The organism is Helicobacter pylori (assembly GCF_030323545.1).
Taxonomy (GTDB): Bacteria; Campylobacterota; Campylobacteria; order Campylobacterales; family Helicobacteraceae; genus Helicobacter; species Helicobacter pylori_CO.
This window is the reverse complement of the sequence record NZ_CP122954.1, coordinates 1,314,525-1,326,545: the sequence shown is the minus strand read 5'-3', so window position 1 is coordinate 1,326,545 and position 12,021 is coordinate 1,314,525. Positions and strand designations below refer to the sequence as shown.

Annotated in this window: 10 protein-coding genes, 1 tRNA gene and 1 pseudogene; 5 read left to right on the top strand and 7 right to left on the bottom strand. The window is 39.8% G+C overall.

The genetic code is table 11. From position 1 onward, the window contains the following. Nucleotides 1-23: 23 nt before the first annotated feature. A complete protein-coding gene (locus tag QAP06_RS06330; protein ID WP_286465494.1) occupies nt 24-1,181 on the top strand; it encodes a SulP family inorganic anion transporter in 1,158 nt (385 codons plus the stop codon). 32 nt (nt 1,182-1,213) lie between these two features. Here QAP06_RS06330 and QAP06_RS06325 read toward each other — a convergent pair. The 3 genes and pseudogenes from QAP06_RS06325 to kdsB all read right to left on the bottom strand — a co-directional run bounded on the left by QAP06_RS06325 (nt 1,214) and on the right by kdsB (nt 3,798). Then, nucleotides 1,214-1,288: transfer RNA gene (locus QAP06_RS06325), tRNA-Asn, on the bottom strand. A 137-nt stretch (nt 1,289-1,425) separates the two neighbouring features. Further along, nucleotides 1,426-2,873: pseudogene (hopA, locus tag QAP06_RS06320) on the bottom strand (porin HopA). A gap of 193 nt (nt 2,874-3,066) precedes the next feature. Further along, nucleotides 3,067-3,798, bottom strand: coding sequence for a 3-deoxy-manno-octulosonate cytidylyltransferase (gene kdsB / locus QAP06_RS06315; protein ID WP_286465493.1), 732 nt, complete (start codon nt 3,796-3,798; stop codon nt 3,067-3,069). A gap of 111 nt (nt 3,799-3,909) precedes the next feature. Here kdsB and dsbK point away from each other — a divergent pair, with 111 nt between their 5' ends. From dsbK to QAP06_RS06295, 4 genes are read left to right on the top strand one after another with little or no spacing between them, the layout of a single operon-like run. Beyond that, nucleotides 3,910-4,707 carry a protein disulfide-isomerase DsbK gene (dsbK, locus tag QAP06_RS06310; protein WP_286465491.1) on the top strand — a complete coding sequence of 266 codons (798 nt, stop codon included), beginning with the start codon at nt 3,910-3,912 and terminating at the stop codon, nt 4,705-4,707. Between the two features lie 15 nt (nt 4,708-4,722). Then, nucleotides 4,723-5,379 carry a UPF0323 family lipoprotein gene (locus tag QAP06_RS06305; protein WP_286465490.1) on the top strand — a complete coding sequence of 219 codons (657 nt, stop codon included), beginning with the start codon at nt 4,723-4,725 and terminating at the stop codon, nt 5,377-5,379. Between the two features lie 23 nt (nt 5,380-5,402). Next, entirely contained in the window at nt 5,403-6,575 is a 1,173-nt protein-coding gene (locus tag QAP06_RS06300) for a glutathionylspermidine synthase family protein (RefSeq protein WP_286465488.1), read from the top strand. Next, nucleotides 6,575-7,105 carry a hypothetical protein gene (locus QAP06_RS06295; RefSeq protein ID WP_286465487.1) on the top strand — a complete coding sequence of 177 codons (531 nt, stop codon included), beginning with the start codon at nt 6,575-6,577 and terminating at the stop codon, nt 7,103-7,105. Before QAP06_RS06300 ends, QAP06_RS06295 begins: the two co-directional genes overlap by 1 nt. Nucleotides 7,106-7,825: 720 nt before the next feature. Here QAP06_RS06295 and hcpE read toward each other — a convergent pair. From hcpE to proS, 4 genes are all read right to left on the bottom strand, one after another. Beyond that, the gene (gene hcpE / locus QAP06_RS06290; protein WP_286465486.1) at nt 7,826-8,893 is read right to left on the bottom strand and encodes a Sel1-like repeat protein HcpE; all 1,068 of its coding nucleotides are present in this window, start codon (nt 8,891-8,893) and stop codon (nt 7,826-7,828) included. A 92-nt stretch (nt 8,894-8,985) separates the two neighbouring features. Next, nucleotides 8,986-9,357, bottom strand: coding sequence for a c-type cytochrome (locus QAP06_RS06285; protein ID WP_286465485.1), 372 nt, complete (start codon nt 9,355-9,357; stop codon nt 8,986-8,988). Next, the gene (gene hemC, locus QAP06_RS06280) at nt 9,357-10,277 is read right to left on the bottom strand and encodes a hydroxymethylbilane synthase (RefSeq protein WP_286465484.1); all 921 of its coding nucleotides are present in this window, start codon (nt 10,275-10,277) and stop codon (nt 9,357-9,359) included. Before hemC ends, QAP06_RS06285 begins: the two co-directional genes overlap by 1 nt. Nucleotides 10,278-10,287: 10 nt before the next feature. Further along, nucleotides 10,288-12,021 (bottom strand): proline--tRNA ligase, encoded by a 1,734-nt coding sequence (proS, locus tag QAP06_RS06275; RefSeq protein ID WP_286465483.1) that lies wholly within the window; start codon nt 12,019-12,021, stop codon nt 10,288-10,290.

Sequence of the window (12,021 nt, the reverse complement as noted above, 5' to 3'; positions counted from 1 at the left end):
CCATTCTAATGAGAAAGAAAGGCATGTTTGAAAAGATACAAAAAGAATGGTTGAGCAACATTCAAAAAGATTTGTTGTCTGGTTTTGTGGTGGGGCTTTCTGTGATCCCAGAGACGGCCGGCTTTGCGATCATGGTGGGTTTAGATGTGGGCGTGGCGTTTTATACGACCTTTTACATGGCTTTTGTGTTGTCTCTTTTTGGGGCTAGAAAGGCGATGATTAGCGCAGCGGCCGGCTCAGTGGCGCTCATTTTAGTGGGTGTGGTTAAAAATTATGGGCTTGAATACGCGGGCGTGGCGACTCTTATGGCAGGGGTGTTGCAAATTCTTTTAGGTTATTTGAAAGTAGGGAATCTTTTGAGGTTTATCCCCCAATCAGTGATGTATGGCTTTGTGAACGCGCTAGGCATTTTGCTTTTAATGGAGCAATTCAAATTCCTTCAAAACCAAAATTTAGGGGTGTTTGTCTTACTCGCTATTGGGATATTGATCATTTACCTCTTCCCCTTAATCACTAAAAAAATCCCCTCTAATCTGATTTGTATCCTTGCAGTGAGCGCGATCGCTTTAATTTTTGATATGCATGCGCCGAATTTGGGGAGCATTGAGCAAGGGGTTTCAGGCTTTCATTTCATCATTATCCCAAAAAATTTGGATTTTAAAATTTTGATAGAGTTGTTGCCTTACGCTCTTTCTTTAGCGCTAGTAGGCGCGATAGAAAGTTTATTGACCGCTAAAACTTTAGATGTGATTTTAAAAGACGGCGTGAGCGATAAAAATAAAGAAACTAAAGCGCAAGGCTTGGGGAATATCATCTCAGGGCTTTTGGGGGGAATGACAGGGTGCGCTTTGGTGGGGCAGTCTATCATCAACGCAAAATCCGGGGCTAAAACAAGGCTTTCTACTTTTTTTGCCGGCTTTTCTTTAATGGTGCTGATATTAGTGTTTAATGAATATGTGGTTAAGATCCCCATTGTGGCGGTTGTGGCGGTGATGGTGATGATTTCTTTCACCACTTTTAATTTCCAATCCATTATTAACATTAAAAAAATCAAGCTCTATGACACGCTCAACATGCTCTTAGTCGTGGCGGTGGTTTTATACACGCATAATTTAGCGATAGGGGTTGTGGTGGGGGTTTTAGTCAATGTGTTATGGATCAAATCTGAAGGGATTGCGTGAATTTTGCTATAAAAAAAGATGAGTTAAAAGTATGGCTCCAGATGTAGGATTCGAACCTACGACCAAGCGGTTAACAGCCGCCTACTCTACCGCTGAGCTAATCTGGAATTTCGCTCAAAAAATACAGAGAAATTTTAGTGTGTTTTTTGTAAAAAGTCAAGTAAAATGGTGCCGTTATTCATTGAAAGCCAAAAAGAGAGCCAAAAAATTGGCTTTGTCCTCAGTAATGAGAACCGATTCAATATCAATAAGCCAAAACATAATTGAAATACACGCTATAAAGTCTTCGGTATGCTAATTTAGCGCCCATGAAAGAATAGTAATTCGTGTTGATGGTGGGGATTTTCACTCCTAATTCAACGCCATGGTGAATCCCTTGAAGCCTTAAACCGGTATTGAATAAGAATTGGAAATTGGTGTTGTTGATTTTAGCGTTGTAGATGCTAGTGGTGGTTTTTAAATTCACAAATTGCGAATTAAGCCATGTCGTGCCTGCCAGAGCGATGCCTCCAAAAATGCCAAAAGAAATTTTGCGGTTTTTATCGGATCCGCCATTGATGAAATTCAATAAAAGATCGCTGCCTGCACCATAAGTGAAAACATTAGAAGCGGAGTTGAAAAAGTTGGATTTGATATAGGCATGGTTGTAATCAAAAAAGGCGTAATACCGGATCCCAAAAAATTTATTTTTCCCAAAGAATTGCTTATAGCCTAATTGCACGCCCACGCCATTCATCGCTCCGTTATTGCTTTGAGAATTGATTAAACCCACGCTTCTAAAGGGGTTATGGCCAAACTCTTTGGTGGTGGTTTGGAATTGGGAATATTTAGTTTCGTTGAGGGAATAACTATAGCTAGACCGGCTCACCAAACCTTGAAACCCTTTAGAACCGGGCGTTTTTTGAAGGGTGTTATAGATGGTTTCTAAATTGTCCCCTTTGAGGTAAGAGATAGTGTCATTAATAACGCTTGATACTTGATTAAGGTTTTTAGTGAAATCAGCGTTGTTGAATGCGTTTTGCTGGTTTGGATTTTCTGGATTAGTTCTTCGGGATTGAGCGGCGGCTTCTTTAGCGCTAGCAATCATGTTGTTTATGGCGCTAAAGGTGTTGCCAAAAATATTGCATGCGTTCCCGCTTGCATTAATGCCCCATGGTTTGCCATTGCCTCCGTCTATCCCTGGGCATTGGCTTTGAAGGGTGCTAATAATGGTGCTAGCTTGAGTTAAAGATATTCGTAGTCATTTCCAATCGTGAGTTTATTGTTTTTATTTAAGGTGTTTTGGAGCAATTGAGAAATCGCATTGATTTGGTTGTATTTATCAGTGGGTAGCGTGCCACTGGCTAAATTAGAGGCTATCACTTGCCACATACCCACCGCAGAGCTGAGCGCTGAGGACACGGCTTGATTAGCGCTATTAGGGGTCGTTTTTAATCGGCTAGCACTCTCTTTTAGATTATCAATCGCTTGAGTGGTGCTTGAATCAGTGCTAGAGGCCGTTTGTTTGAGTTCGTTATAGCGGGTTAAAAGATTGTTTAAATTTTCGTAAGCGTTGGAGACTTTTTGGATTTCACCGGTGTTTTTCACCATTTGAGCGGCTTCGCCGATTTGATAGCCCACGCTCATAAAAACGCCGTCATCTTCAGCAAGGAGCGATGACGCCATAAGAGAAAGTAAAATCGTTTTTTTCATAAAATGTTCCTTAAAGCAATGTTTTATTTGTAAAATCGTATCAAATTGAAACTTTATTTACAATGCGTTTAAATTGTGCCATAAATTTATTGAATTTTTAATAAAATTGAGCAAAAATTAAGAAATTTTGCTTTTTTTTGGATTTAAAAAGAGGTTTTTGATGGTGGAAAATGCTTTGAGCGCTTTTTAAAATTTATCGCTCAAGGAGATTGGGGCTAAAAATTTTCAAAGCGTTTTCTAAATCCTCTTTGGTGTCAATGCCTACGCTTTGGCTTTGAACGATTTTCACTGCAATCTTTTTTTGATAATACAAAGCCCTTAATTGCTCTAATTTTTCCAGTTCCTCTAAAACGCAAGGTTTTAAAGCGCACAATTCCTCTAATATTTCTTTATTGTGGAAGCCATAAATACCGATATGCCCTAAAAGGGGGGTTTGGCGTTTCGCACTAGCATCTCGTAAAAAAGGGATAAGGGAGCGCGAAAAATACAAGGCGTTATTTTGATTGTCTAAAACCACTTTGACTAAATTGGGGCTTTTGGCTCGCTCTTCATCAATGACTTTAGCGCAAGTCGCCATGAAAGGGGTGTTTTTGGTGGCTTCTAATAAGGCTAAAATGACTTCTTTTTCTAAAAAAGGCTCATCGCCTTGCAAGTTTAAAACCCTTTCATCGCTTTTTAACCCTAAAATTCGCGCCGCTTCCAAACAGCGTTCTGTGCCGCTATTGTGGTGTTTGGAGGTTAGCACCGCTTTAATGCGGAATTTTTGGCATGTTTGCATGATGCTTTCATCGTCGCAAGCGACTACGCATTCATCTACAAGATTCGCATTTTTAGCGCAACGCACTACCATAGGCAAGCCAAAAATATCTTTTAGCGCTTTATTTTCAAAACGACTGGATTTTAATCTAGCAGGAATGATAATCATCTTTAAACCTTTTTAAGCCTTATGAAAATAGGGGATTTTTATGGTATTATACCCATTAAAAGCTTATTCCTTTTATTGTAAGGGTTAGGCTATTGAACTTTAGGAGTTTTAATGATATTAAGAGCGAGTGTGTTGAGCGCGTTACTTCTTGTAGGCTTAGGGGCAGCCCCTAAACATTCAGTTTCAGCTAATGACAAACGGATGCAAGATAATTTAGTGAGCGTGATTGAAAAACAAACCAATAAAAAGGTGCGTATTTTAGAAATCAAACCTTTAAAATCCAGCCAGGATTTAAAAATGGTCGTTATTGAAGATCCGGACACTAAATACAATATTCCGCTTGTAGTGAGTAAGGATGGTAATTTAGTCATAGGGCTTAGCAATATCTTTTTTAGTAATAAAAGCGAAGATGTGCAGTTAGTCGCAGAAACCAATCAAAAAGTCCAAGCCCTTAACGCTACCCAGCAAAACAGCGCGAAATTGAACGCTATTTTTAATGAAATACCGGCTGATTATGCGATAGAGTTGCCCTCTACTAACGCTAAAAATAAGGATAAAATCCTTTATATTGTTTCTGATCCCATGTGCCCGCATTGCCAAAAAGAGCTCACTAAACTCAGGGATCACTTAAAAGAAAACACCGTGAGAATGGTTGTAGTGGGGTGGCTTGGAGTCAATTCAGCTAAAAAAGCGGCTTTGATCCAAGAAGAAATGGCGAAAGCTAGGGCTAGGGGAGCGAGCGTGGAAGATAAAATCTCTATTCTTGAAAAGATTTATTCCACCCAATACGATATTAACGCTCAAAAAGAGCCTGAAGATTTGCGCACTAAAGTGGAAAATACCACTAAAGAGATTTTTGAATCTGGCGTGATTAAGGGTGTGCCTTTCTTATACCATTATAAGGCATGATATAAGGTTACTCTCATGAAAAAACCCTACAGAAAGATTTCTGATTATGCGATCGTGGGTGGTTTGAGTGCGTTAGTGATGGTGAGCATTGTGGGGTGTAAGAGCAATGCCGATGACAAACCAAAAGAGCAAAGCTCTCTAAGTCAAAGTGTTCAAAAAGGCGCGTTTGTGATTTTAGAAGAACAAAAGGATAAATCTTACAAGGTTGTTGAAGAATACCCTAGCTCAAGAACCCACATTATAGTGCGCGATTTGCAAGGTAATGAACGCGTGCTAAGCAACGAAGAGATTCAAAAGCTCATCAAAGAAGAAGAAGCCAAAATTGATAACGGCACGAGCAAGCTTGTCCAGCCTAATAATGGAGGGAGTGGAGGGAGTAATGAAAGCTCAGGCTTTGGCTTGGGGAGTGCGATTTTAGGGAGTGCGGCGGGGGCGATTTTAGGGAGTTATATTGGCAATAAGCTTTTCAATAACCCTAATTATCAGCAAAACGCCCAACGGACCTACAAATCCCCACAAGCTTACCAACGCTCTCAAAATTCCTTTTCTAAAAGCGCACCTAGCGCTTCAAGCATGGGCACAGCGAGTAAGGGACAGAGCGGGTTTTTTGGCTCTAGTAGACCTACCAGTTCGCCTGCGGTAAGCTCTGGGACAAGGGGCTTTAACTCATAATTTAATCTATTCAAGGCTAAAAAATGCAAGTGATTCCTTTAAAACCTTTAGACAATAAGACCTTAGAAGAAATCGGCTTAGATTGGCACACTAATGACGACATGTCATCTTATATCGCTGATGAAATGGTGGTTGTTTCTCAAAAAGAAGCGGACGCTTATTATGACGCTTGTAATGAGCTTTATGACATGTTTGTGGAGACGGCTGAAGAAGCTATTAAAAACGATCGCTTTTTTGAATTGGATATTCCTAACGCGCTCATTCCTATGATCAAACAGAGTTTTGAAGAGGAAGTGCATTGGCATATTTATGGGCGTTTTGATTTAGCTGGGGGGCTTGATGGTAAACCCATTAAATTACTGGAATTTAACGCTGATACCCCTACCATGCTCTATGAAACTGCGGTGATTCAATGGGCGTTACTCAAAGCGAATGGCTATGATGAAAACAAGCAATTCAATAACCTTTATGAAGCGCTTGGCGAGAATTTCAAACGCATGGTAACTTTAGGCGAAGACACGAGCCGTTTTGAGGAAATGTATGAGGGGTGGAAAATCCTTTTTTCAAGCGTTAGGGGGAATATTGAAGAAGAGCGCACCATGCGTTTTTTACAAGACGCTGCTCAGAGCGTGGGGTTTGAAACGGATTTTTCTTACATTGATGAGGTAGAATTTAATGCAGAAGAGGGCGTGTTTAAAAACGGCTTGAATTATGAGTTTTTATTCAAGTTAATCCCATGGGAAAACATCGCTATTGATGAGCCAGAATTAGCCCTTTTGATGCAAGGCATGATGGAAAATAAAAACACGATTTTTTTAAATCCGGCTTACACGATCCTTTTCCAATCCAAGCGTTTTTTAAAACTTTTATGGGACAGATACCCCAACCACCCCTTATTGTTAGAAGCGAGCTATGAACCTTTGGCCAATAAAAAGCAAATCAAAAAAGTGGCTTTTGGTAGGGAAGGAGCGAATAGTGAAATCTTTGAAGCTTCCATGCAATCGCTTTTGAAAACGGACGGCGTTTATTCTAACCACAAACCCGTTTATCAGGAGTTTTACGAGCTCAATTCGCATAACGGGTTGTATTATCAGCCTAATGTGTTTTTTGCTTATGAATCTTGTGCGCTAGGGTTTAGAAAAGGGGGGTTGATCTTGGATAATTTTTCTAAATTCGTGAGCCACATGTTGCAATAATGAGTGCAATGATGCGTTATTTCCACATTTATGCGACCACTTTTTTCTTCCCTTTGGCGCTTCTTTTTGCGATTAGCGGGTTTTCATTGCTCCTTGGGGTGCGCCAAGACACTGGCGCTAAGATCAAAGAGTGGGTTTTAGAAAAACCCTTAAAAAAAGAAGAACGATTGGATTTTTTAAAAGACTTTCTAAAAGAAAACCATATCGCTATGCCTAAAAAGATAGAGCCTAGAGAGTATAGGGGAGCGTTGGTTATTGGCACGGCTTTGTATGAAATCAACCTTGAAACTCAAGGCGCTCAAACAAAAATCAAAACCATTGAAAGGGGTTTTTTAGGCGCGCTCATCATGCTGCATAAGGCTAAGGTGGGCGTTGTGTTTAAGGCGCTTTTGGGGATTTTTTGCGTGTTTTTATTGTTGTTTTATTTGAGCGCGTTTTTAATGGTGGCTTTTAAGGACACTAAACGCATGTTTATAAGCGTTTTAATAGGGTTTTTGGTGTTCTTTGGAGCGATCTATTGGTCTTTGTAGGGTTTTAAAACAAAAGGTATTTTTTATAACTTAAAATAAAAGAGCTAAGCGAGTGATAGCTCTAGCGTTCTTATGGGGTTAGGGGGAGTTTGGAGGTTGTAGGGGAATGATTTCAAAATACCCCTTATCCTTTTATGAGTTTTAAAAATCCCATTTTTTAAAAAATTAAAGAACAATTAAACCAACACAAAAAACCCCTAAAACTCTATCTTTAAACTAAAAGCGTTTTTATCTGTCTCATCTGACAACAATTTTTAAAAGAACGCTTGAAATTTAACTATTTTTCGTTATTTTTATCAAGTCTTTTTATAGCACATGCATACCGCTCTATTATCGTGTGATTCGTGTTTGTAGCGTGCTTATAATAATAACACGCAAAGCCATAAATTAAAACCATTGAAAAACACAACCAAACGCATATCTATCCATAGTAGTGCAAAAATACGCTAAAACATTTTTATTTTATAGGACTTTTAAACCTAAAACCCACTTCAAGCTAACCTAACAAAAATTTATACTATAAAAACACGCCAACAAACACAATCAAACAACCGCAAAAAACATTCAAAAAGTTTTCTTTTTGAAAATAGACAAATCCCTAAAAACACTAAAGATTAAAAAATTAATAGGGTGGGTTTCTACTTTAGCTCTTAAAACAGAGCCAAATCTTTGAAAAGTTTTGAGTCAAACACGATGATTTAGGGGATTGATTAAAATTTTTCAATACCCCTGAAGTTTAGTGAGGTTTTCGCATGCTTGTTTCATGCCTAGCTTACAGCCCTTGTCATAAATCATTATGGCGTTTTCTTTATCTTTCATGTTGTAATACATGCCCGCTAGAGCGAAGCAACCCACTTCATCGCCCATATCGCAACCCCTTTCATAATTATCAAGGGCTTTCCTCAAGTCTTTTGGAACAGCGTCCCCTTGGGAATACATAAAGCCCATCCTAGAGCAACTCACTGCGCTCCCCATATCGCATGCTTTTTTGAAAAAATTAAAAGCCTTTTGGGGATCTTTTTTGACATACCTGCCTAACATATACATAGAGCCTAAACTCGCGCAACCACCAGAATTGTTTAAAGCACAAGCTTTTTGCAAATAATCAAACGCCACTTCAAAATCTTCATCAAGCCCTGCATCGCCATTTTCAAACAAACTCCCTAACGCGCGGCAAGCCTGCCCATCATCCAATCGGCACGCTTTCAAATAATAAATGACGGCTTTATGGTTGCTTTGTTTGACTTCTAAAAAGCCTTTTTCATAAGCCACGCCCAAAACATAACACCCCTTAGCCATATCAAAATTACAGCTTTTTTGATAGTAGGTAACCGCTTGAGCGGCATTGCCTTTGATTTTTCGGTCATAAATAATGCCTAAATTGTAGCAGCTCTCAGGGTGTTTTAAAACGCACGCATTAGCATAAGCGTCAATGGCCTCTTGATAATTTTGAGTCGTGCCTAACCCCTCATCATAAAGCCCCCCTAAACCAAAACACCCTTCCCTATCATCAGCCTGGCATGCGGTTTTATAATATTCTAGGGCTTTTTTATAATCTATTCTAGTGCCTTGCCCGTTTTCATAAATGATCCCTAATTGCGTGCAACCCTCACTCACCCCATCGTTGCATGCTTTTTTAAAATAAGATGCCGCTTTAGAATAATTCCCGCTTTTATAGGCTCTTTCAGCAATCCCCAAAAAACTATTGTCTTGTTTCCCCCATAAATGGGCGTTTAAGCCCCAAAAAAATAACCCACAAACTAATATTTTTAAAATTTTGACGCTCATTCCTACCTTCTTTTAAATTCTGATTTTTAGAACCCTCTTTAATCAAAACAAAAAATGCAACGCACCATTTTAACATAAATCAAGCGCTTTGCTTAAGGCTTAAGAGAATCCTTACGCTCTTCTTTAGGCTCTAAAGAGGTGATGTAAAGGTAAATCGCTTGGATTTCTTCTAAGTTGAGATTGTATTTAGGCATCATGCCTTTGCCTAAACTCAGGGCGTCTTTAAAGGTTTTAAAATCTAAATGGTTGATTTTAGGGGCGTAGAGGATTTTTTTCTCGCCTTTTTCGTAATAAAAGGTGATTTCTTGCTTTTCGCCTTTAATGCCATGGCATTTCGCGCACGCAACACCCCTAGGGTTTTTATAAAGAGCCATCCCGTATTCTAAATCAGAAATGAAATCCGCTTCTTTAGCGTTCAAACTTAACCACCACCAAAACAAAACTAGCGCGATAAACAAACGCATTAAAACAACTGCGCCTTTTCTAAAATCTCTTTAGCCCCGCTTTGCAAAAATTCTTCTAAAAGCTCTTGAACTAAATCAAACGCTTTAGTTTTATCCCCTCGCTTTTCTTTAGTGATGGCTTCTTTCCCGTTAGGCAAGCCTAAAACCGCCTGGATTTTAACCCTATCGCCCATTAAACTCGCATGCACGCCTATAGGGATCTGACACCCCCCATTAAGCCCCTTGATAAACTCCCTTTCTAAACGGCAGCAAAACGCACTTTTCTCGTCGTTGAGTTTTTGAAGCGTGGCAAAATGCTTGTGGTTTTTGAGCATTTCTACCCCTAAAGCCCCCTGACCCATGCTAGGAATCATTTCTTCCACGCTAAAAGCCTTGCGGTATTTCGCTCCTTGAATTTCTAGGCGGCACAACCCAGCTTCAGCCAAAATGATAGCGTCAAATTCTCCGCATTCAAGCTTTTTCAAACGGGTTTGGACATTCCCCCTTAAGCTTTCTGTGTCTAAATCCTGGCGTTTCATTTTGAGTTGCATGGAGCGCCTTAAAGAAGTCGTGCCAACCTTTGCCCCTTTAGGCAAGCTCATCAAATTAGGGAATTTCACGCTTAAAAAAGTGTCTCTCACATCAGCCCTTTTGGTGATGCATGCCAAGTCTAACCCCTTTTCAAACACGACCGGCACATCTTTTAAAGAATGCACCGCCAAATCAATTTCGCCTTTTAAAAGCAATTCTTCTAATTCCTTAGTGAATAGCCCCTTACCGCCAATCTTATTTAAAGGGGTGTCTAAGATTTTATCGCCCTTAGTCTTAACGATTTGAATCTTGCTTTCTATAGAGCATTCTTTTTTCAGGCGTTCTTTAATGTGATTCGCTTGCCATAAGGCTAATTCGCTCCCCCTAGAGCCAATCACTAAATTTCCCACTCACTCCCCCTTATTCGCTCGCTAACATTTCTAAAATTTTTTCTTCTAATTCGGTGTCTTTGATCGTTTGTTTTTCCAAATTAGCGCGTTTGATGCACTCAAACTCTTTACTCTCTAAAGTTTGCTTCCCAATAATGAGCGCCAATCGTTCCCCAATCAATTCAAAATCCCTCATCTTTGCCCCAAAACGCGCGTCTCTGTCATCTAGCAGCGCATCAACGCCCTTTTGAAGCAGCCTTTCATACACTTCAAAAGCGAGTTTTTTTTGCGCTTCATCTTTCCAATTAGAAACCACGATCACCACATCAAAAGGAGCGGTATTTTTCGTCCACACACAGCCTAGATCATCGCTTTTTTGCTCTAAAATCGCACTGAGCAATCGGCTAATACCTATCCCATAGCACCCCATTTCAAAAAACCGCTCCTTACCATTCTTATCCAAGAAACTAGCCTTCAAGCTTTTAGCATAGCCTTGCCCGAGTTTGAAAATATGCCCCACTTCCAAACTCTTATGGTATTTCAACGCCCCTTGACAATTAGAGCAATGATCGCTCTCTTTAACCTGGACAATATCCGCATAAACAAGGTTTTCAAACCCTTTTAAATCCACGCCCACCGCATGAAAATCCTTTTCATTAGCCCCAACGATCAAGCAATCGCCCTCTTTTAAATCTTCATCAAAAATGATGTAAGAAACATGCTTTTTCAAGCCATAAGGCCCTATAAAGCCCGCTATTAACCCTGCGTGGTTTAAATCTTCTTCATTGGCCTCTCTTAATTCTAAAGCGTTCGCTCCTATAATGTTCAAAGCGTTCAGGGCTTTAGTCTCTTCTAAATTGTCATCGCCTCTAACAAAAAAGCACGCTAGAGTTTCTTTATCTTTATGGATCACTTTTTTAACAAGCGCTTTTAAGACAAAATAAGGCTCTGTTTTAAAAAATTCCGCCACGCTTTGAGCGCTGGTGGTATTAGGGGTAGGGAATTTCGCTAATTGCGCTTTGGGGACATTTAAAAGCTCAGGCCTTTTAGAGCGTTTAGCGATTTCAATATTGGCGGCATAATCGCAATTTTGACACACCACGATCGTGTCTTCCCCGCATTCTGTTAAAACGACAAATTCCCTGCTTTTACTCCCTCCAATCGCCCCGCTATCCGCTTCCACAATGCGAAAATCCAAACCCAAATCGCTTAAAATCTCTTTATAAGCACTCTGCGTGTTTAAAAATTCCTCATCCAAGCTTTCAGCGTCTTCATGAAAGCTGTAACCATCTTTCATGATAAATTCTCTCGCTCTCACCAACCCGAATCGAGGGCGGATCTCATCACGGAATTTCGTGTGGATTTGATAGAGATGGATGGGTAATTGCTTGTAGCTTTTAATGAAATTAGCGGCAATTTCGGTGATATTTTCTTCTAAAGTGGGGCTTAAAACAAAATCATTGTCTTTTCGGTCTTTAAAAACCAATAATTCCTTGCCGTATTTATCCAAACGGCCTGATTTTTCCCACAAACTCGCCAAAACCACAAAGCTCATTAAAATATTTTGCGCCCCATGCTCTTGCATGCGTTTGTGCGTGATGTTTTCTATTTTGTCTAGCACTTTTTTAGCTAAAGGCAAAAAATTATAAATCCCGCTGCCTACTTGATAAATGTATCCTGCTTGAGCTAAGTGTTTATGGCTTTTTAACACGGCATCTTTAGGGGGTTCTTTGAGGGTGGGGGCAAAGAGTTTTGAAAATAGCAT

Coding starts and splice junctions, on each gene's coding strand:
- QAP06_RS06300 (WP_286465488.1), top strand. CDS start 5,403: ATGCAAGTGATTCCTTTAAAACCTTTAGACAATAAGACCTTAGAAGAA.
- kdsB (WP_286465493.1), bottom strand. CDS start 3,798: ATGATTATCATTCCTGCTAGATTAAAATCCAGTCGTTTTGAAAATAAA.
- QAP06_RS06285 (WP_286465485.1), bottom strand. CDS start 9,357: ATGCGTTTGTTTATCGCGCTAGTTTTGTTTTGGTGGTGGTTAAGTTTG.
- QAP06_RS06305 (WP_286465490.1), top strand. CDS start 4,723: ATGAAAAAACCCTACAGAAAGATTTCTGATTATGCGATCGTGGGTGGT.
- hcpE (WP_286465486.1), bottom strand. CDS start 8,893: ATGAGCGTCAAAATTTTAAAAATATTAGTTTGTGGGTTATTTTTTTGG.
- QAP06_RS06330 (WP_286465494.1), top strand. CDS start 24: ATGTTTGAAAAGATACAAAAAGAATGGTTGAGCAACATTCAAAAAGAT.
- proS (WP_286465483.1), bottom strand. CDS start 12,021: ATGCTATTTTCAAAACTCTTTGCCCCCACCCTCAAAGAACCCCCTAAA.
- QAP06_RS06295 (WP_286465487.1), top strand. CDS start 6,575: ATGAGTGCAATGATGCGTTATTTCCACATTTATGCGACCACTTTTTTC.
- dsbK (WP_286465491.1), top strand. CDS start 3,910: ATGATATTAAGAGCGAGTGTGTTGAGCGCGTTACTTCTTGTAGGCTTA.